Consider the following 17,912-nt stretch of genomic DNA (forward strand, 5'->3'; position numbering starts at 1 on the left):
TAGCGATGCCAGCTCTTTACGTAATGATTCCAGCGGCGCTGCTGATCGTCGCCATCGCCATCTACATCTTCTTCTGGGCGGTGGACAGCGGCCAGTATGACGACCTCGACGGGCCGGCCCATAGCGTGCTGTTCGACGACCAGGATCCCAAGCACCTGGCCGCCGTCGACGAGGCCAGCAGCCATCCGCAGCCTGCGACCAAGCCTGACGAGCCGGCGCCGCCCCATGCTTGAACTCGCGCCACTGCTGGTTTCTGCGCTGATCCTCGGCCTGTTGGGCGGCGGCCATTGCCTGGGCATGTGTGGTGGCCTGATGGGCGCATTGACCCTGGCAATCCCCCCGGAGCAGCGCAGCCGGCGTTTTCGCCTGCTGCTGGCCTACAACCTGGGACGCATCCTCAGCTATGCCAGCGCCGGCGTATTGATTGGCCTGGCGGGCTGGGCGGTGGCCAACAGCCCGGCCGCGATGTTCATGCGCATCCTTGCCGGCCTGCTGTTGATCAGCATGGGCTTGTACCTGGCCGGCTGGTGGAGCGGCCTGACCCGCATCGAAAGCCTCGGGCGCGGCCTGTGGCGTCATATACAGCCGTTTGCCAACCGTTTGCTGCCGGTGTCCAGCCTGCCCCGCGCCTTGTTGCTGGGCGCGCTATGGGGCTGGCTGCCGTGCGGTCTGGTCTACAGCACGTTGCTGTGGGCGGCCAGCCAAGGCAATGCCATCGATAGCGGGCTGTTGATGCTGGCCTTCGGTCTCGGCACCTGGCCGGTGTTGCTCGCCACCGGGCTAGCGGCGGAGCGTGTCACCGCGCTGTTGCGCAAGCGCAGTGTGCGCATGGCGGGCGGCCTGTTGGTGATGGTGTTCGGTATCTGGACCCTACCCGGCCCCCATCAGCACTGGCTTATGGGCCACTAAAAGGCCATGTGGCATAGCGCCGCTCCCCGTTGATACAAATCAAGATGACCGCCCAGCCATGCCCCTAGACTTGGCCCACTAGCCAATCCGGGGAACGCCCGCATGCTCGACGCCATTCGTTGGGACACTGATCTGATTCATCGTTACGACCTCGCGGGGCCGCGCTACACCTCCTACCCCACCGCCGTACAATTCACCAGCCAGGTCGGCACCTTCGACCTGCTGCACGCCCTGCGTGACAGCCGCAAGGCCGTGCGCCCGCTGTCGTTGTATGTGCACGTGCCGTTCTGCGCGAACATTTGCTACTACTGCGCCTGCAACAAAGTCATCACCAAGGACCGCGGTCGTGCCCAGGCCTACCTGCAACGCCTGGAGCAAGAGATTCAACTGGTCGCCTGCCACCTTGACCCCAACCAGCGGGTACAGCAGCTGCATTTTGGCGGCGGCACGCCGACCTTTCTCAGCCATGACGAGTTGCGCCAGTTGATGGCGCAACTGCGCCAACACTTCAACTTGCTGGATGACGACTCCGGCGACTACGGCATCGAGATAGACCCACGGGAAGCCGATTGGGCCACCATGGGCCTGCTGCGTGAACTGGGTTTCAACCGCGTGAGCATTGGCGTGCAGGACCTGGACCCCGAGGTGCAACGGGCGGTCAATCGCCTGCAAAGCCTGGAAGAAACCCGCGCGGTGATCGATGCCGCGCGCACCCTGCAGTTTCGCTCGATCAACATCGACCTGATCTACGGCCTGCCCAAACAAACACCGGAGCATTTCGCCAACACCGTGGCCGAGGTCATCAGCCTGCAACCCGACCGGCTGTCAGTGTTCAACTACGCCCACCTGCCGGAACGTTTCCTGCCCCAGCGGCGGATCAACAGCGACGACCTGCCGGCCCCCGCCGTCAAGTTGCAGATGCTGCAGGAAACCATCGAGCAGTTGGCAGCAGCCGGCTACAACTACATCGGCATGGACCACTTCGCCCTGCCCGACGACGAGCTGGCCATTGCCCAGGAAGAGGCCACCCTGCAGCGCAATTTCCAGGGCTACACCACCCACGGTCACTGTGATTTGATCGGGCTCGGGGTATCGGCCATCAGTCAGATTGGTGACTTGTACTGCCAGAACAGCAGCGACCTGAATCATTACCAGAACGCCCTGGCTGGGGCGCAGCTGGCCACCAGTCGCGGCCTGCTCTGCACGGCCGACGATCGTTTGCGGCGGGCGGTGATTCAGCAGCTGATCTGTCACTTCAGCCTGGATTTCGAAAGCATCGAACAGGCGTTTACCGTGGATTTTCGCGGCTACTTCGCCGAGCTCTGGCCGCAACTGGAAGCGATGGCCAGTGACGGCCTGATCGAACTGAACGCCGAGGGGATTCGCGTACTGCCAGCCGGACGCCTGCTGGTGCGCTCGGTGTGCATGGTGTTCGATGCCTATCTGGAGCACCAGAATAGGCAGCGATTTTCACGGGTAATCTGAGCCGGACTACTTGGCCATCAACGAGGCGGCCTTCACCGCATCCTCGGCACTCAGGTTTTTCATCGCTTCGCTCAACGACGCATAGGCGGAGGTGAGCGAAGCTTGCAGGGCGCCCAACGCCGACTGCACGCCGCTCAGTTTCGCCAGGGACTGCTCCGGGCTCAGGCGCTTGTCGGACATGACCGCCGACATCTCTGCCATTTTTTTCCGCGATCTGCTGCTTCAACTGGCGAATCATTTTCAGCAGTTTCTGCACGTTCTCGTCCAGCCCGCTTTCTTCGATATCGCTGTTGGCCGTTTTCTCGGCCTTGGCGGCATTCAGCGACGCGCCGGAAAAGGTCACGCTCACGCCTTCGGCAGGCTTGGTTTCACCGAGCGCAGGGGTTTCAGTCTCATTGCCAACGGCGCTGGCTTTTTTCGGTTCAAGCAACGTCGGCACCATGGTGCGGGACGGAAGATTGCCGTCGATGGAAAGCATATCGTGAGCCTCCAAGCTCTTGGTCGTTAGCAGTCCATCGGCCGCTGTGCAAAATTCTTTATACCCCTGCCGGTTTTTTGTACAGGCTGGCTTGATAGTCCCTCAGTGCGGTACCCTTACGTCTTATGTGTGTTTTCCCACAAGGATTTAAGAAATGTCCGAGCCAGTTAAACTGCGCGCTCATAGCCAGGCTCACTGCAAGGATTGCAGCCTGGCGCCCCTCTGCTTGCCACTTTCGCTGAATCTGGAAGACATGGATGCGCTGGACGAAATCGTTAAACGTGGCCGCCCACTGAAGAAAGGCGAGTTTCTATTTCGCCAGGGTGACCAGTTCGATTCCGTCTATGCAGTGCGCTCGGGCGCCTTGAAGACGTTCAGCTTGAGCGATAGCGGCGAAGAGCAGATCACCGGTTTCCACCTCCCCAGCGAGCTGGTTGGCCTGTCGGGCATGGACACCGAGATTCACCCGGTGTCGGCCCAGGCCCTGGAAACCACGTCGGTGTGCGAGATTCCGTTCGAACGCCTGGATGAACTGGCACTGCAATTGCCGCAGTTGCGCCGCCAGTTGATGCGCGTGATGAGCCGGGAAATCCGTGACGATCAGCAAATGATGCTGCTGTTGTCGAAAAAAACCGCCGACGAACGGATTGCCACCTTCCTGGTCAACCTGTCGGCACGTTTCCGTGCCCGTGGTTTCTCGGCCAACCAGTTCCGCCTGAGCATGTCGCGCAACGAAATCGGCAATTACCTGGGCCTGGCGGTGGAAACCGTTTCCCGGGTGTTCACCCGTTTCCAGCAAAACGAACTGATTGCCGCCGAGGGCAAGGAAGTCCATATCCTCGACCCGATCCAACTCTGCGCACTGGCCGGCGGCTCCCTCGACGGCTGACCGCCGCACCGGGGATGCGACACTTGCGGCCAAGCCAACCGGCCAGGCCGCAGGTATACTGGCGAGTCTTTGCCCCCAGGACTCCCGACGATGGCTTTCGACTCCTTTGACATCAAACCCCTGATCCGCCCCGTCATCGACTTCCCCAAGCCTGGGGTGATCTTTCGTGATATCACACCACTGTTCCAGTCGCCCAAGGCCATGCGCCTGGTGGCTGACACCTTTATCCATCGCTACGTCGAAGCCGAGTTCACGCACATCGGCGCGATGGATGCCCGGGGCTTTTTGATCGGTTCGGTGATTGCCTATCAACTGAACAAGCCACTGATTCTGTTCCGTAAACAGGGCAAGCTGCCAGCGGACGTGCTGTCCGAGGGCTATCAGACCGAATACGGGGAAGCCTTCCTCGAAGTGCACGCTGACAGCCTGTGTGAAGGGGATTCGGTGCTGATGTTCGATGACCTGATCGCCACGGGTGGCACCTTGATTGCTGCGGCTAATCTGGCGCGGCGCATGGGGGCGCGGATTTTCGAGGCGGCGGCGATTATTGATCTGCCGGAGTTGGGGGGGTCGCAGCGGTTGGAGGATATGGGGATTCCGACGTTCTGTTTGACCCAGTTTGGGTTGACTGAGCGCTGATTTGCTGTGTCTGGGCGGGCCTCATCGCGGGCAAGCCCGCTCCCACATTGGACCGAGTTCCAACTTTGGAATGCGGGCGAATGTGGGAGCGGGCTTGCCCGCGATGAGGCCCCTGGAAACACTATCAATCACAACCCCATCTGCTTACTGATGATCTCGTTCATCACCTCCCGAGTGCCGCCGCCAATCGACAAAATCCGATTGTCCCGGTACAGCCGCTCCACCAGGCTGCCGCGCATATAACCCAGCCCACCAAGAATCTGCACCGCGTCATACGTCACCCGGTCAGCCGTGTCGGTGGCCAGGTTCTTGGCCATGGAAATTTCCTTGATCACACTCTTGCCCGCGGCCATCTTCGCCGCCTGGCGATAAGTAAACTCCCGGGAAACCTCGACCGCCGTGGCCATCTCCGCCAGGCGGTGCTTGAGCACTTGGAACTTGCCGATCGGCTTGCCAAAGGCCTCGCGCTGCGCGGCCCACTTCAAGCTCTCTTCCAGCGCCATCTGCGCCGTCATGTTGGCCATCAACGCCAAGGCCAGGCGCTCGCTCTGGAAATTACCCATGATGCAGGCAAAGCCCATGTTTTCGGCGCCGATCAGATTGCCCACCGGCACCTGGCAATCATCGAAGAACAACTCGGCAGTATCCGACGCCCACCAGCCCATTTTCTTCAGCGGCTGGCCAACGGTGAAGCCGGGCGTGTCCTTTTCGATCAGCAACAGGCTGATGCCGGCAAAGCCCGGCCCGCCAGTGCGTACCGCAACGGTGTAGTAGTCGGCGCGCACGCCACTGGTGATAAAGGTTTTGCTGCCACTGACCCGATAACAGTCGCCATCCCGCACGGCTCGGGTTTGCAGGCTGGCCACGTCAGAACCACCCCCCGGCTCAGTGACGGCCAAGGCCATGATCTTCTCGCCAGACAAGACCTGGGGAGCCACGCGTGCGCGGATCTCGGGGCGGGCCCATTTGACGATCGGCGGCAAGCCGATATCCAGCGATCCCAGCCCCGCCACCACGCCACCGGAACCACAACGCATCAACTCTTCGCTGGCGGCGACCTTGGCAAACAGATCGCCCTCGTGGCTGCCGCCTAGGGCTTCGGGGTAACCGATCCCGAGAATCCCCGCCGCACCGGCCTTGAGGTACAACTCGCGGGGGAAGTGTTCGGCCTCCTCCCATTGCTCGATACCCGGCAGAATCTCGCGCTCGACAAAACGGCGCACGCTGTCGCGGACCAATTGGTGGCTAGGATCGAAGTATTCCTGATAGGCAGACATCGGCAAGCTCCATGCAGAGATGGAGCGAAATTACCAAGCGCTTGCTTGGTTATCAAGCCAAACGAAAATTTCGACCACAGCACAAAGCCCGCTCCCACAGGGGATTTGTGGTGGGTGTTAGAGGGCGATAGGTTTACGACCGGCAAACGAGTGCGCCAGGGTGCCGCCATCCACCAACTCCAGCTCGCCACCCAGCGGAACGCCGTGGGCAATGCGCGAAGTGATCAAGCCTTTGTTGGTCAGCAGTTGCGCGATGTAATGCGCAGTGGCTTCGCCTTCCACCGTTGGGTTGGTAGCCAGGATCACTTCGGTGAAGGTGCCCTGATCTTCAATGCGCGCCACCAGTTGCGGGATGCCAATCGCCTCCGGCCCCAGGCCGTCGAGGGGCGAAAGGTGGCCCTTGAGCACAAAGTAGCGCCCGCGATAGCCGGTCTGTTCAACCGCATACACGTCCATCGGGCCTTCGACTACACACAGCAGCGTGTCATCACGACGAGGATCTGCGCATTGCGGGCACAGCTCTTCTTCGGTCAGGGTGCGGCACTGGCGGCAATGGCCCACGCCTTCCATGGCCTGGCTCAAGGCCTGGGCCAGTCGCGAGCCTCCGCTGCGGTCACGCTCCAGCAGTTGCAGCGCCATGCGCTGGGCGGTTTTCTGACCCACGCCCGGCAAGGTGCGCAGGGCATCGATCAGTTGACGAATCAGGGGGCTGAAGCTCATGGGGAAAGGTCCGACAAAACAACGAGACGCGGTTTATACCCGCGCCTCGGATAAGCGTCAAATACGCACGACCAACTTGCCGAAGTTACGTCCTTCCAACAGCCCGATAAAGGCCTCGGGCGCCTGCTCCAGGCCGTCGACCACGTCTTCGCGGAACTTGACCTTGCCGTCCCGCACCCAGGGCGCCATGGCGCTGATAAATTCCGGGTGGCGGTCGCCATAGTCGTCGAACACGATAAAGCCCTGGATGCGCACGCGCTTGGTCAACAACGTGCGTTGCAACGCCGGCAGCCGATCGGGGCCGGTGGGGGCCTCGTGGGCGTTGTAACCGGCAATCAGGCCACACAGAGGGATCCGCGCCTTGGGGTTGAGCAAAGGCAGCACGGCGTCGAATACCTTGCCGCCGACATTCTCGTAATAGATGTCCACGCCCTTGGAACAGGCCTGGGCCAGTTCATCGGCAAAATCCGCGCTCTTGTGATCGATGCAAGCGTCAAAGCCCAACTCCTCCACCACATAGCGGCACTTGTCGGCGCCGCCCGCGATGCCCACCACGTGCAAGCCCTTGAGCTTGGCCACCTGGCCGACCACCGAGCCCACCGCGCCCGAGGCTGCCGCTACTACCAGGGTTTCCCCGGCCTTCGGTTGGCCGATATCCATCAGCCCCATATAAGCCGTCATGCCAGGCATACCCAGTACGCCAAGGGCCATGGACGGGCTTGGCAAGCCCTTGGGCACCGGTATCAAGTTGCCCCCATCGCTGATGCTATGGCTTTGCCAGCCGGTGGCACCGACCACCAGGTCGCCCACCTCGAACTTGGGGTTGCGCGACTGTTCGATGCGACTGACAGCACCACCGGTCATTACCTCGCCGATTTCTACCGGTGCGGCGTAGGACGGCGCGTCACTCATACGCCCACGCATGTAGGGGTCCAGGGACAGGAACAGGGTCTTGAGCAGAACCTGGCCGTCTGCCAGGTCAGGCAGCGCCACGCGCTCCAGGCGGAAGTTCTCCGGCACGGGCGCACCCTGCGGGCGGGATACCAGGACGATGCGCTGGTTGAGGGTCATGGCTTGGGTCATCAGCAAGGCTCCTTTTATCGGTGATTGAATTCAGCGGTATAGGGTGCAGACAGCTGTTGCAGTGCTGACGTTCGATTGTGCCCGACACAAACAAAAATGCCAGGCACGATGCCTGGCATTTTTGGTGTCGCGCTGGCCGATCAGAATGGCAGCTTCATGCCCGGCGGCAGTTGCATGCCAGCGGTCACGCCGGACATTTTGTCCTGGCTGTTGGCTTCGATCTTACGCACGGCGTCATTGACGGCCGCGGCGAACAGGGCTTCGAGCATTTCCAGGTCGTCTTCGCCAACGCCCGGCAATACGCTTGGGTCGATGCTCACGCGCTTGATGTCGTGACGACCGGTCATCACCACGCTGACCATATCGCCGCCGGCTTTACCGGTGACTTCGGCGTTGGCCAGTTCTTCCTGCATCTTGGCCATTTTTTCCTGCATCTGCTGCGCCTGCTTCATCAGGCCGGCCATGCCACCTTTCATCATGGGAATCACCTCAAAAGTACGTGGATCAATACGGCGCCGTGCCTTGGGGCACGGCGCCTTCAATTATCAGCCCGCTGCGGCCTGGGCTTCGACGGGCTCAATAGTATCGTGTCGCACCACCGCGCCAAACTGCTCCATCATCTGCTGGATGAGCGGATCGGCCTGGATCGACTCCTCGGCCTCGCGCTGGCGGTTGAGCCGGCGACGGGTGGCGGCCTGGGCCGGGGTTTCCTGCTCGGGCTTGATCAGCTCGATGGTCACCGTCAGGGGGCGTTCGTGGAACTGGTTCAGGGCATCGTTGAGCCGGCGCTGCTGGGTTGCGTTGAACAGGGCACTGTGGGCGGGGTCCAGGTGCAACAGCCAGTGATCGCCGTCGACGGCAATCAGCGTGCAGTTGGCGGCGATGCTCCCGGTCATGCCGGAGATCGGCAGCTTCGGGAACAACTCCAACCATTGCAGGGCCAGGCCGGTGGCCGGCATGGCGGCAGGTTCCGCCTCGGGCTCGGGCGCAGGCTCGGCGGTGTGCTCGCTGGCCAGGTCGTCCAAATAGCTGTAGGCCGAGTCCATGTCCGGCTCGATGTAATCTTCGTCCAGCGGCGGCTCGTCATCCAGGTCGATACCTGGGGTCGCGGCGTCCACTTCGGCAATAGTTGGCTCGGGCACGGGTGCCGAGACCCATTCCGGCGCGTCCGGTACCACGCTGTCGGGGGGTGGGGGGGTGGGCGTCGGCATCGGCGTCAGCTCAGGCTGCTCGGCGCTGGTTTCCAGCACGGGCTCGACGGCAGGTGCCGACTCGACCACGGCCTCTACCGGCTCATTCCAAGGCAGATCGACCACCGGCGCTGGCGCAGGCTCGGCAACCGGCTCCGGGGCCACTACCGGCACCACAGGCTCGACCGCGACCGGGGCTGGAGCGACTGCCACAGGTTGCGGCGCGATCACTGGCGCGACGACCGCCGCGCCAGCCACTGGTTTGGCGGAATCAACTGTGGCCTGGCTGATCCCCACTGGCTTTAGCGGCTGTCTCGGCGCATCGGCGGTGTCTGCGGGGCGAAACGCCAGCATGCGCAGCATGACCATTTCAAACCCGCCGCGCGGGTCCGGTGCCAAGGGCAGGTCACGCCGCCCGATCAAGCCCATCTGGTAGTAGAACTGTACATCTTCGGCTGGCAACGCCTGGGCCAGAGCCAACACGCGGTCGCGATCGCCGTGGCCGTTATCGACCCCTTCAGGCAGCGCCTGGGCGATAGCGACGCGGTGCAGCACGTTGAGAATTTCCGAAAGCACGCCATTCCAGTCCGGGCCCTGCTCCGACAGATGGCGCACCGCTTCAAGAAGCGCCTTGGCATCGCCTTCGATCAGCGCATGCAGCACGTCAAACACTTGCCCGTGGTCGAGGGTGCCGAGCATGGCCCGCACGTCGGCGGCCATCACCTTGCCTTCACCAAAGGCAATGGCCTGGTCGGTCAGGCTCATGGCGTCACGCATCGAGCCATCGGCGGCGCGGCCCAGCAGCCACAGCGCGTCGTCTTCGAATGGCACGTTCTCCACACCGAGCACGTGGGTCAAATGCTCGACCACGCGCTCGGGGGTCATGTTTTTCAGGGAGAACTGCAGGCACCGCGACAAAATCGTTGCGGGAAGTTTCTGTGGATCGGTGGTGGCAAGGATGAACTTAACGTAGGGCGGCGGCTCCTCCAGGGTCTTCAACAGGGCGTTGAAGGAATGGCTGGAGAGCATGTGCACTTCGTCGATCAGGTACACCTTGAAGCGCCCGCGGCTGGGGGCGTACTGCACGTTGTCCAGCAGTTCGCGGGTGTCCTCGACCTTGGTGCGGCTCGCGGCGTCGATCTCGATCAGGTCGACAAAGCGCCCTTCGTCAATCTCCCGGCATACCGAGCAGGTACCGCAGGGGGTCGAAGTGATGCCCGTTTCACAGTTCAGGCATTTGGCAATGATCCGCGCAATGGTGGTCTTGCCCACCCCGCGGGTGCCGGTGAACAGGTAGGCGTGGTGCAGCCGTTGGCTGTCCAAGGCATTGATCAGAGCCTTGAGCACATGGGTCTGGCCGACCATTTCGCGGAACGAGCGCGGACGCCATTTACGTGCAAGAACCTGATAACTCATCGAAAACCGTCGCAACTGGGAAGCGGGAGCCGGTAATGCTAGCGGAGCAGGGGGGAAATTGCATCCGGCACGCTCGCCTAATCTGACTAAGCTGGTGGTGACATGCCCCGCAAAGGGCTGATCCCGGAGAATTTATGCGCGTAGTCCTGGGCGCTTTATGGATGATCACCACACTGAGCCTGGCGGAGCCCACCCCGTTGCGCTTTGCCATTTCCGACAGCTGGGCCATGCCCATGGTGCAGATCGACGGGGACCAGCCGACCCAAGGCATTTTGTATGACCTGATGCTGAGCCTGGCAAACCAGGTCGGCCACCCGGCGCAATTCCAGGTATTGGCCCGAGCCCGCATCGCCCCGGCCATGGAACACGGCGAGATCGATGTGCGCTGCTACGTCACACAGGCGTGGCTCAATAACCTGTCTGGCGATTATGTCTGGAGCATTCCGTTATGGGTCCAGCGCAATGTGCTGGTCAGCGCCCATGTCCCGCCGCTGTCGGTGAATGTGACGAAGCTGGCAGCGCAGAGCATCGGCACAGTGCTCAACTACAGCTACCCGACCCTTGAACCGCTGTTCGCCACGGGCCAGCTCAAGCGCGACGACGCCCGCAGCGAAGAGCAAGTGCTGCACAAGCTGGTGGCGGGCCGCTTCAAGTACGCGATCACCAACGAATGGACCCTGGAGCGCTTTAATCAGCAGTTTCCGAAGGGCCCGGGGCTGCACGTGGTGGCGGTGATCGAGGAGCAAAGCCTGGGTTGCTACGTGCGCAACGACCCGGCCCTGCCCGTCCAACGGATTTTGCGTACGCTGCTGCGCATGAAGATGTCAGGGGAGGTTGACGACATCATTGGGCTCTACACCGGCGACCGCAAGCAGCCGCCTCAACCCTCACCGGCACCATAGTTGAGTAGATCGAAGCCCGCCGCCCAGACTGGTACTTCGTCGGCTGGCATCGGCTGGGCGAAGTAATAACCCTGGGCCACTTCACACCCCATACGCAGCAGCAGTTGGCCATGTTCGAGGGATTCCAGGCCCTCGGCGATCACCTCGCGGCCAAATGCCCGGGCCAGGCCGATCACCGCCTGGGTCAGGGCCAGGTCGTCCTTGTCATGGAGGATGTCGCGCACAAACGACTTGTCGATCTTGATGGTCTGCGTCGGCAGGCGCTTGAGGTAGCTGAGGGACGAATAGCCGGTGCCGAAATCATCCAGGGAAAACCGCACCCCCAGCGCCTGGCAGGCCGCAAGGTGCTCGGTGACCCGCTGGATATGATCGATGGCCACCGATTCGGCAATCTCCAGGTCCAGCATGTGCGGCGCAACATCGGGATGCTGGGCCAGCAGTTGTTGCAGGCGCTCAACAAAATCGGCGCGCTGGAAGTGCCGCGCCGCGATATTCACGCTGACCGGCCAGCAATGCCCGGCCTCCTGCCACTGACGTATCTGCGCCAGCACCTGGTCCATGACCCATTCGCCGACATCGACGATCAGGTCGGTCTGCTCGATCAACGACAGGAAATCCTTGGGCGATACCAGCCCGCGTATCGGGTGCTGCCAACGCAACAATGCCTCGAACCCCACGACCTGGCCGTGGCGCAAATTGATCTTGGGATGGAAGTGCAGGCACAACTCCCCCGCCGCCAGGGCCTGGCGAATCTGCTGCACGGTCTGGTGGGTGGCCTTGACCTCCTGCTCCAGGGACACGTCAAACAGCTGGTAGCGGTTACGCCCACTTTGCTTGGCCACATACATGGCCTGGTCGGCATGGCGCAGCAGGGTGTCGGCATCCTCGTCATCCAACGGGAACAGCGTGACGCCAATGCTGGCAAACACGTTGATCTGCGCCCCGAGGATCGAGTACGGCTCGGAAATGGCCGTGAGGATGCGCCGCAATGCGCGGTTCAACTCATCGGCGTCGCGCACGTAGCGCAGGATCAATACGAATTCGTCACCGGCGAGCCTGGCGACCACATCTTCGCCACGAATGATGTCACGCAGGCGGCTGGCGACCTCCACCAGCAACAGGTCGCCAGAGGCATGGCCATAGCCATCGTTGACCGCCTTGAAGCCGTCCAGGTCGAGCATGCACACCGCCAGGGGGATGTGCTCGCTGCGGGAAAACTCCAAAGACTGCACGAGCAATTCGGAGAGATAGGCGCGGTTGGGCAGCCCGGTCAGCACATCGTGGCCGACCCGCCATTGCAGAGTCTGCAGTAACTGGCGCTTTTCGCTGACATCAAAACGAATCGACACGTACTTCTGCACCTTGCCAGTACGCTCATCGACCAACGGCACCATGGTGCTATCGACCCAATACAGCGAACCATCCTTGGCACGGTTGCAGATTTCCCCGCGCCAGACCTTGCCCTCGGTGATGGTGCGCCACATGCCCTGGAAAAACCCGGCGGGGTGCAATCCTGAACTGAGAATCCGGTGGTTGCGCCCCAGCAACTCGTCGCGGCTGTAGCCGGACATGCCGCAGAATTGGTCGTTGACGTAGGTGATGCGGCCGGTGAGGTCTGTCTCGGAGAAAATGGCGGCGGCATCCACGGCCCTGCGGTATTTCTCATCCATGAATGAGGCTCTAGGTGGCTAGCGGTTGAACCGCTCGACCAGGGCACGCAACCCGGAAGAGATGCTTTCGAGTTCCCGGCCACGGGTGACTGCAGCGTTGGCATTGCCCGCTGTCTTTTGTACCGTGGCCGCGACGTTATTGATCTGTTGTGAAACATCCTCTGCGACGTGGGATTGTTCCTGTGAGGCAGCAGCCATTTGCTGACTCATGCCGGTAATGCGCTCCACCGCCTGGCGGATGCCCTGCAGTGCCTCTTGCGCTTGCAACACTTGCTGCACGCCCTGCTCGGCCTCGTGAATGCCGGTACTGGCAATTTCCACGGCTTCTTCGGCGCCAGCGCGCAAATTCTGGATGATGCCCTGGATCTGCTCCGTCGACTCCCGGGTCTTGCCCGCCAGCGCCCGCACTTCATCGGCCACCACGGCAAAGCCACGCCCCTGCTCGCCGGCCCGCGCCGCTTCGATGGCGGCATTCAGCGCCAGCAGGTTGGTCTGGTCGGCGATGGCCTGGATCATGCTCGCCGCCACGCGGATTTCCTGGGTCTGGCCAGCCAGGTGGCCAACCGCCTGGTTGATCTGGGTGACGGTGGCCGCCAGCAACTGGATCGCCTCGCGTGTGGTGCCGACGACATGGCTGCCGTGCCCGGCCAGGTCATTGGCGGTGCGGGCTTCGCTGGCGGTCTGCTGTACATGCGTCGCCACTTCGGCGATAGACGCGGCCATTTCGGTCATGGCGGCGGCAGTCATATCGGTCTCGGCGCGTTGTTCCAGCAGCGCCGACTCGGTATTACCCGACAACACACTGGAATCGGCCGCCGCCTCGGCCATCTGGGTGGCGAGGTCACTGAGGCGCGTGAGGGCGGTTTTCAAACGCGCCTCTTCACTGATCAGGATCATCTCCAATTGCGCGGCCGGGCCCAGCGCATCGCTGTAGGTCATGGCGCTGATGGGGTCGGAAAAGGTGTTGGGTGTATGCTCGACGATCTGCTTGAGCTGTCGCCCCAGACGCAGGTGCGCCCAGGCGCCCAGTCCGAGAAACAGCAGCGCGGTCGATGCCTGCGCCCAACCAGTGGGCAACCATTGCACCGCACCGCCAGCGACCACCGCCGCCAAGGCGGGCACGGCCAGGGCATTACCGACCTGGCCCAGACGCTGCAGCAGCGACACCGCCGAGCGCCCGGCACGCAAGCGGGCGTAGAGCGCTTCGGCCCGTCGGACTTGTTCACGCGTCGGCTTGACCCGCACCGACTCATAGCCCACTAACCGGCCATTTTCCAGGATTGGCGTGACATAGGCGCTGACCCAATAGAAATTGCCATTCTTGCAGCGGTTCTTGACCACGCCCATCCAACTCTGGCCGGCCTTGAGGTAGCGCCACATCAACTCGAAGACTGCGGGCGGCATGTCCGGATGGCGAACCAGGTTGTGGGTGCTGCCGATCAGCTCGGCCTGAGTGAAGCCGCTCATGGCTGCAAACTCAGCGTTGCAGTAGGTGATGTGACTATTGATATCAGTTGCGGAAATGAGCCGTTGCTGCTCCCCGAAAGTCTGTTCAACTGTGGTGACCGGCAAATTGACGCGCACTTTAAAGCTCCATGGACAGCATTCGATCTACCGGCCCGGGATCTTGTAGATCGGGCAGGTAGAGGGGTATTTCCAGACGGGTAAACCGTCAATCGGCTGGCTGGCCCCATTCGGCGGCCAAACCAGGTTTTGCCCAGCACCTGACCTTCGATTTGACGAAGATCAACTAGGCTTTAATTCGAGCGTCTGGTGTGAGAGGCGTGGGCTGCATGGGCGCGCAAGAGCGAGCCTGGCGCTGCGGCCAGGCCACTGTTTTGCAACTACCTTTATGAAAGTGAGGAGAAAGCAATGATTTCCTGTTTCATAAAGCTGCCCTGTGAAACGACACCGCCAAATACTTGTCCTAAACGCCGATTCTACGAATTACATCACATTTTGCAAGAAAAGGTGATGGTGCGTGCCGTTGTCTAATGCCAATATTTATCGTTAAGTTCTTGATTCTAAATGGGAATTGAGCGATGCAAATTTCAAGTTTGGGTCCAGCCATCAGACGCTATCGAAAGGTAGCGGGGCTTACTCAGGCTGAACTAGGTGAGAAAACCGGTTTTGACCCTAAAACCATCAGCCGCTTCGAAACCGGCACCTATACACCCAGCGTTGACGCTCTCTTCTTGTTTGCAGAGGCTCTGGGAGTGAAGCTGAAAGTCTTTTTTGCCGATCTGGGCGATGAGGAAGAACAGCGCGCTTATCTGTTCGGTGTCATTCATAAAGCCACCCCGAAGGATCTGGGAAAGCTGATTGCGGCGGTAGACCAGGCCTTGTCCAAGCCTTAGAGCTCGTACGACATAAAAGAGAGCAGGTCGCTGATGCTACCTGTTCTTTGCTCTTTGCCTACTGACATGATCCGACCGGACAGCCCCTCTCCTGGCAGGCGCTGGGCCACGCCTTTTGCCAGCCTGCTCGCACGGTACAGGCGGATTCGGTATTCTTCTGCGCAATCATTTCAAAATGTAAGGGACTACCATGAACTACCTTCGCCTGCTGCTGGTGGCGGCCGCCTTGAGCCTGCCCGCCGCGCCAATCTATGCCACCACAGCCTCGGCGCCGGTCGAAGCCAGCGCACCTGCCGAAACCGCCGAACACTTCCTCGCCTCCCTCAAGCAACAGACCGGCACCGTCACCCTGCCCGGCGGCATCGCCACGCTCAAGCTCAACGACGAGTTCTACTACCTCGACCCCAAGGACACCGAACGCCTGCTCACCGATGGCTGGGGCAACCCTCCAGGTTTCAACACTTTGGGCATGATCGTACCCAAGGCCGTCAGCCCGCTGTCGGCACGTGGCTGGGGCGTCATCGTCAGCTACAAGGACGACGGGCATATTTCCGACGAAGACGCGGCAAAAATCGACTACGCCGAACTGCTCAAGCAAATGCAGGAAGACGATGCCGAGGACAACCGGGAGCGCCAGAAACAAGGCTACGCCGGCCTGCACCTGCTGGGCTGGGCCGAACCGCCGCACTACGACCAACAGTCCCACAAGATGTACTGGGCCCGCGAACTGAAAGCCGACGACGCCGAACAGAACACCCTCAACTACAGCATCCGCGTGCTGGGCCGCGAGGGCGTGCTGGAACTCAACGCCGTCGCCGCCATGGCCGACCTGCCCACCATCAAACAGGAACTGCCCAAAGTCCTGGCTTTCACCAACTTCACCGACGGCAATCTCTACACCGACTACAACCCCGGCACTGACAAACTGGCCTCTTACGGCCTGGCCGCACTGGTCGCTGGCGGCATAGCCGGCAAGGCCGGGCTGTTTGCCAAGATCGGCATCTTCCTGCTGGCGGCGAAGAAATTTCTGGTGATTGGTGTGGTGGCGTTACTGGCAGGCGCGCGCAAGTTCTTCAACCGCAACAAGGGCTGATTGACAAATACGAAAACGCCGCGAGAAATCGCGGCGTACGGCTGCTTTGCCCCGGCACAACAGACTGGGACAGGCAAAAAATTCTATCGGATTGAGCATTGATGCAAACAGGAGGGTGTTGCGAAGGAGAGCGTTATGGAGGCAACCCCACCAGCCACACCCCGGCACACAATGTTCCCGCTGTGGCTGCTTCCTTCCGGATCTGACCAGGTTCACGGGTAATCGTTGCGGGGGGACCGATGGGGTCACCATAACGACGCTGGCCTCTCGGCAAGCGGGGCCATTGTACCGATCTCATCGGAAGTTACAACCGTCAGTTCAGGATTAAAAATCTTATGAGGTTCAAGTACTTGCCCACTGGTTTCGCAGAAGCCCTGTAGCAGCGAGCTTGCTCGCGATGAATCCGGATGCTCCACATTCATCCAGAATGCCCGCGTTATCGTTAACGATCTTCGCGAGCAAGCTCGCTCCTACAGATGAACGGCTTCGTCGGCCCGACCGCCCTCTTCCTGGATCACCAAGTGAATGAAATGCAGCTTGGCGATCACCGCCGGCGGCAGCACGAACGGATAGAAGTCCGGCTGCCCCATGCTGCGCGACAGCTCGTTAAGCATGCCGGCCAGTTCGATCCAAGCGTTGACGAATGACAGAAACGCTGCCCCGCCAGGATGCTCAGGGTCATAGAGGGTTGCGAGGGGAAACGGCTGATAGTCCAGATCCATCTCCCGCGCACTCATGCCAAACCCCAGGGCCGTGTCGACCGCGTCCATCATATGCAGATAGTGGGCCCAGGTTTCCGCCCAGTCTTCCCACGGGTGCATGGTGGCATAGGCACTGACGCAGGTTTGCTGCCAGTCTGGGCGCGGGCCGTTCTGGTAGTGCTGGTCGAGGGCGTCGGCATAGCTGGCGCGCTCATCGCCGAACAGGTTGCGAAAGGGTTCAAGCCAGTGGCTGTCGGCGATCAGGCGATCCCAGTAATAGTGCCCCACCTCATGCCGGAAATGGCCGAGCAAGGTGCGGTACGGCTCGCGCATCTGCACGCGAATTTTCTCACGATGCTCGTCGTCGGCTTCTTTGATATCCAGGGTGATCAGGCCATTGGCATGCCCTGTCGTGGGAGCCTTGCCTTCCAAGTCGATGCCCACGAAGTCAAATGCCAGGCCGCTGTCTTCATCAACCGTTTTGGGGATGACTTGCAACCCCAGGCTGATCAGTTGCGCCACCAGCCGGCGCTTGGCGGTTTCGACTTTGCGCCAGCGCTCGTGGTTTTCCGGGATCGACAGGTCGGGAATGGTGCGATTGAGACTGCACGCCACACACAGTGGCGCGGTGCTGTACGCCGGGATCAGCCAGTTGCAAGCGGCCGGGGTATCAAGGTTGGCGCAGCGGCGAAAGGCACCGGCGTCGAGGTTGTCGTCCTGGAGCCAAGTATCGACGACGGGCCCCGGCTGCAGGGACGACAGCCGGCTTTGCTGGGGCAAGTAGCCCAGCAGCGCCGAACAGGCCAGGCATTGGCTGTTGCGAAAGAACAGCGACTGCCCGCAACGGCACTGCCACACCTTGCTGCTGCGCGACGCTCCCGCCGTGAACGGAGCAGCAATGCGCGAACTGAGTTGCTCGAAGTAGCGGAACATGACGATCTCTCCAGGGGCGTGCCCAAGACTAGATCATTCCCCACGCAAGATCGTTCAAAGTGGATGCAATCAGTCCCTTGCTCGCGAAGAACCTGAGACCGCCACGGGGAACCAGAGACCCCGCGTTATCGTTGAGGCTTTTCGCGAGCAAGCTCGCTGCTACAAGATCG

18 protein-coding genes, 1 other RNA gene and 1 pseudogene are annotated in these 17,912 nt (G+C 61.3%); 9 read left to right on the plus strand and 11 right to left on the minus strand.

All coding sequences use genetic code 11. The annotated features are described in order from the left end of the window. Nucleotides 1-5 precede the first annotated feature (5 nt). The 3 genes from ccoS to hemN all read left to right on the plus strand — a co-directional run bounded on the left by ccoS (nt 6) and on the right by hemN (nt 2,394). Nucleotides 6-233, plus strand: a complete 228-nt coding sequence (gene ccoS / locus JTY93_RS18290) for a cbb3-type cytochrome oxidase assembly protein CcoS (RefSeq protein ID WP_169992562.1) — start codon at nt 6-8, stop codon at nt 231-233. Next, the gene (locus tag JTY93_RS18295) at nt 226-909 is read left to right on the plus strand and encodes a sulfite exporter TauE/SafE family protein (protein ID WP_205480724.1); all 684 of its coding nucleotides are present in this window, start codon (nt 226-228) and stop codon (nt 907-909) included. Before ccoS ends, JTY93_RS18295 begins: the two co-directional genes overlap by 8 nt. Before the next feature lie 102 nt (nt 910-1,011). Next, nucleotides 1,012-2,394 (plus strand): oxygen-independent coproporphyrinogen III oxidase, encoded by a 1,383-nt coding sequence (hemN, locus tag JTY93_RS18300; protein WP_205480726.1) that lies wholly within the window; start codon nt 1,012-1,014, stop codon nt 2,392-2,394. A 6-nt stretch (nt 2,395-2,400) separates the two neighbouring features. Here the strand turns inward: hemN and JTY93_RS29180 are convergent, their stop codons facing one another. After that, nucleotides 2,401-2,574 carry a hypothetical protein gene (locus JTY93_RS29180; protein WP_240357226.1) on the minus strand — a complete coding sequence of 58 codons (174 nt, stop codon included), beginning with the start codon at nt 2,572-2,574 and terminating at the stop codon, nt 2,401-2,403. Here JTY93_RS29180 and JTY93_RS29185 point away from each other — a divergent pair. The 3 genes from JTY93_RS29185 (at nt 2,573) to JTY93_RS18315 (ending at nt 4,400) form a co-directional block, all read left to right on the plus strand. Next, nucleotides 2,573-2,902: a hypothetical protein gene (locus tag JTY93_RS29185; RefSeq protein WP_240357227.1), complete on the plus strand. Its 330-nt coding sequence runs from the start codon at nt 2,573-2,575 to the stop codon at nt 2,900-2,902. The two genes, JTY93_RS29180 and JTY93_RS29185, sit on opposite strands and share 2 nt — an antisense overlap. Nucleotides 2,903-3,026: 124 nt before the next feature. Further along, a complete protein-coding gene (gene fnr, locus JTY93_RS18310; RefSeq protein WP_029298173.1) occupies nt 3,027-3,761 on the plus strand; it encodes a fumarate/nitrate reduction transcriptional regulator Fnr in 735 nt (244 codons plus the stop codon). A gap of 90 nt (nt 3,762-3,851) precedes the next feature. Continuing rightward, nucleotides 3,852-4,400, plus strand: a complete 549-nt coding sequence (locus tag JTY93_RS18315) for an adenine phosphoribosyltransferase (protein ID WP_205480737.1) — start codon at nt 3,852-3,854, stop codon at nt 4,398-4,400. A gap of 128 nt (nt 4,401-4,528) precedes the next feature. Here JTY93_RS18315 and JTY93_RS18320 read toward each other — a convergent pair whose 3' ends face one another. From JTY93_RS18320 to dnaX, 5 genes are all read right to left on the minus strand, one after another. After that, a complete protein-coding gene (locus JTY93_RS18320; RefSeq protein WP_205476796.1) occupies nt 4,529-5,677 on the minus strand; it encodes an acyl-CoA dehydrogenase family protein in 1,149 nt (382 codons plus the stop codon). A gap of 117 nt (nt 5,678-5,794) precedes the next feature. Beyond that, nucleotides 5,795-6,397 carry a recombination mediator RecR gene (gene recR / locus JTY93_RS18325; RefSeq protein WP_205476795.1) on the minus strand — a complete coding sequence of 201 codons (603 nt, stop codon included), beginning with the start codon at nt 6,395-6,397 and terminating at the stop codon, nt 5,795-5,797. A 57-nt stretch (nt 6,398-6,454) separates the two neighbouring features. After that, nucleotides 6,455-7,480 carry an NADPH-dependent curcumin/dihydrocurcumin reductase gene (gene curA, locus JTY93_RS18330; protein ID WP_169992572.1) on the minus strand — a complete coding sequence of 342 codons (1,026 nt, stop codon included), beginning with the start codon at nt 7,478-7,480 and terminating at the stop codon, nt 6,455-6,457. A 140-nt stretch (nt 7,481-7,620) separates the two neighbouring features. After that, nucleotides 7,621-7,959: a YbaB/EbfC family nucleoid-associated protein gene (locus tag JTY93_RS18335; protein ID WP_003193199.1), complete on the minus strand. Its 339-nt coding sequence runs from the start codon at nt 7,957-7,959 to the stop codon at nt 7,621-7,623. A gap of 66 nt (nt 7,960-8,025) precedes the next feature. After that, entirely contained in the window at nt 8,026-10,086 is a 2,061-nt protein-coding gene (dnaX, locus tag JTY93_RS18340) for a DNA polymerase III subunit gamma/tau (RefSeq protein ID WP_205518893.1), read from the minus strand. 134 nt (nt 10,087-10,220) lie between these two features. On the opposite strand from dnaX, the gene JTY93_RS18345 reads away from it, so the two are divergent. After that, complete coding sequence (locus JTY93_RS18345) at nt 10,221-10,988, plus strand: substrate-binding periplasmic protein (protein ID WP_205476793.1); 768 nt, start codon at nt 10,221-10,223, stop codon at nt 10,986-10,988. Here the strand turns inward: JTY93_RS18345 and JTY93_RS18350 are convergent. The 3 genes and pseudogenes from JTY93_RS18350 to JTY93_RS30015 form a co-directional block, all read right to left on the minus strand. Then, on the minus strand, nt 10,967-12,658 hold the full coding sequence (locus JTY93_RS18350; protein WP_169992578.1) for a putative bifunctional diguanylate cyclase/phosphodiesterase: 1,692 nt from the start codon (nt 12,656-12,658) through the stop codon (nt 10,967-10,969). The genes JTY93_RS18345 and JTY93_RS18350 overlap by 22 nt on opposite strands. 18 nt (nt 12,659-12,676) lie before the next feature. Next, nucleotides 12,677-13,597, minus strand: a complete 921-nt coding sequence (locus JTY93_RS18355) for a methyl-accepting chemotaxis protein (protein ID WP_446000216.1) — start codon at nt 13,595-13,597, stop codon at nt 12,677-12,679. A gap of 363 nt (nt 13,598-13,960) precedes the next feature. After that, a pseudogene (locus JTY93_RS30015) lies at nt 13,961-14,242 on the minus strand (PAS domain-containing protein); the annotation flags it as partial. Between the two features lie 458 nt (nt 14,243-14,700). Between JTY93_RS30015 and JTY93_RS18360 the strand changes: the two are divergent. Both JTY93_RS18360 and JTY93_RS18365 read left to right on the plus strand, forming a co-directional pair. Next, nucleotides 14,701-15,015: a helix-turn-helix domain-containing protein gene (locus JTY93_RS18360; protein WP_029298195.1), complete on the plus strand. Its 315-nt coding sequence runs from the start codon at nt 14,701-14,703 to the stop codon at nt 15,013-15,015. A 190-nt stretch (nt 15,016-15,205) separates the two neighbouring features. After that, entirely contained in the window at nt 15,206-16,108 is a 903-nt protein-coding gene (locus tag JTY93_RS18365) for a DUF2167 domain-containing protein (protein WP_205476791.1), read from the plus strand. 145 nt (nt 16,109-16,253) lie between these two features. Here JTY93_RS18365 and ffs read toward each other — a convergent pair. Beyond that, nucleotides 16,254-16,350, minus strand: an RNA gene (gene ffs / locus JTY93_RS18370) — signal recognition particle sRNA small type. Between the two features lie 228 nt (nt 16,351-16,578). Then, nucleotides 16,579-17,742: a zinc-binding metallopeptidase family protein gene (locus JTY93_RS18375; RefSeq protein ID WP_205476790.1), complete on the minus strand. Its 1,164-nt coding sequence runs from the start codon at nt 17,740-17,742 to the stop codon at nt 16,579-16,581. Nucleotides 17,743-17,912 lie beyond the last annotated feature (170 nt).

It is taken from the genome of Pseudomonas hygromyciniae, assembly GCF_016925675.1.
GTDB classification, from domain to species: Bacteria; Pseudomonadota; Gammaproteobacteria; order Pseudomonadales; family Pseudomonadaceae; genus Aquipseudomonas; species Aquipseudomonas hygromyciniae.

What these genes read in the sequence shown, in the direction of transcription:
- JTY93_RS18335 (WP_003193199.1), bottom strand. Translation starts at nt 7,959, where the DNA reads ATGATGAAAGGTGGCATGGCCGGCCTGATGAAGCAGGCGCAGCAGATG.
- JTY93_RS18345 (WP_205476793.1), top strand. Translation starts at nt 10,221, where the DNA reads ATGCGCGTAGTCCTGGGCGCTTTATGGATGATCACCACACTGAGCCTG.
- JTY93_RS18295 (WP_205480724.1), top strand. Translation starts at nt 226, where the DNA reads ATGCTTGAACTCGCGCCACTGCTGGTTTCTGCGCTGATCCTCGGCCTG.
- JTY93_RS18315 (WP_205480737.1), top strand. Translation starts at nt 3,852, where the DNA reads ATGGCTTTCGACTCCTTTGACATCAAACCCCTGATCCGCCCCGTCATC.
- dnaX (WP_205518893.1), bottom strand. Translation starts at nt 10,086, where the DNA reads ATGAGTTATCAGGTTCTTGCACGTAAATGGCGTCCGCGCTCGTTCCGC.
- JTY93_RS29180 (WP_240357226.1), bottom strand. Translation starts at nt 2,574, where the DNA reads ATGTCCGACAAGCGCCTGAGCCCGGAGCAGTCCCTGGCGAAACTGAGC.
- JTY93_RS18355 (WP_446000216.1), bottom strand. Translation starts at nt 13,597, where the DNA reads ATGACCTACAGCGATGCGCTGGGCCCGGCCGCGCAATTGGAGATGATC.
- fnr (WP_029298173.1), top strand. Translation starts at nt 3,027, where the DNA reads ATGTCCGAGCCAGTTAAACTGCGCGCTCATAGCCAGGCTCACTGCAAG.
- ccoS (WP_169992562.1), top strand. Translation starts at nt 6, where the DNA reads ATGCCAGCTCTTTACGTAATGATTCCAGCGGCGCTGCTGATCGTCGCC.
- JTY93_RS18350 (WP_169992578.1), bottom strand. Translation starts at nt 12,658, where the DNA reads ATGGATGAGAAATACCGCAGGGCCGTGGATGCCGCCGCCATTTTCTCC.
- JTY93_RS29185 (WP_240357227.1), top strand. Translation starts at nt 2,573, where the DNA reads ATGACCGCCGACATCTCTGCCATTTTTTTCCGCGATCTGCTGCTTCAA.
- hemN (WP_205480726.1), top strand. Translation starts at nt 1,012, where the DNA reads ATGCTCGACGCCATTCGTTGGGACACTGATCTGATTCATCGTTACGAC.
- curA (WP_169992572.1), bottom strand. Translation starts at nt 7,480, where the DNA reads ATGACCCAAGCCATGACCCTCAACCAGCGCATCGTCCTGGTATCCCGC.
- JTY93_RS18365 (WP_205476791.1), top strand. Translation starts at nt 15,206, where the DNA reads ATGAACTACCTTCGCCTGCTGCTGGTGGCGGCCGCCTTGAGCCTGCCC.
- JTY93_RS18375 (WP_205476790.1), bottom strand. Translation starts at nt 17,742, where the DNA reads ATGTTCCGCTACTTCGAGCAACTCAGTTCGCGCATTGCTGCTCCGTTC.
- JTY93_RS18320 (WP_205476796.1), bottom strand. Translation starts at nt 5,677, where the DNA reads ATGTCTGCCTATCAGGAATACTTCGATCCTAGCCACCAATTGGTCCGC.
- JTY93_RS18360 (WP_029298195.1), top strand. Translation starts at nt 14,701, where the DNA reads ATGCAAATTTCAAGTTTGGGTCCAGCCATCAGACGCTATCGAAAGGTA.
- recR (WP_205476795.1), bottom strand. Translation starts at nt 6,397, where the DNA reads ATGAGCTTCAGCCCCCTGATTCGTCAACTGATCGATGCCCTGCGCACC.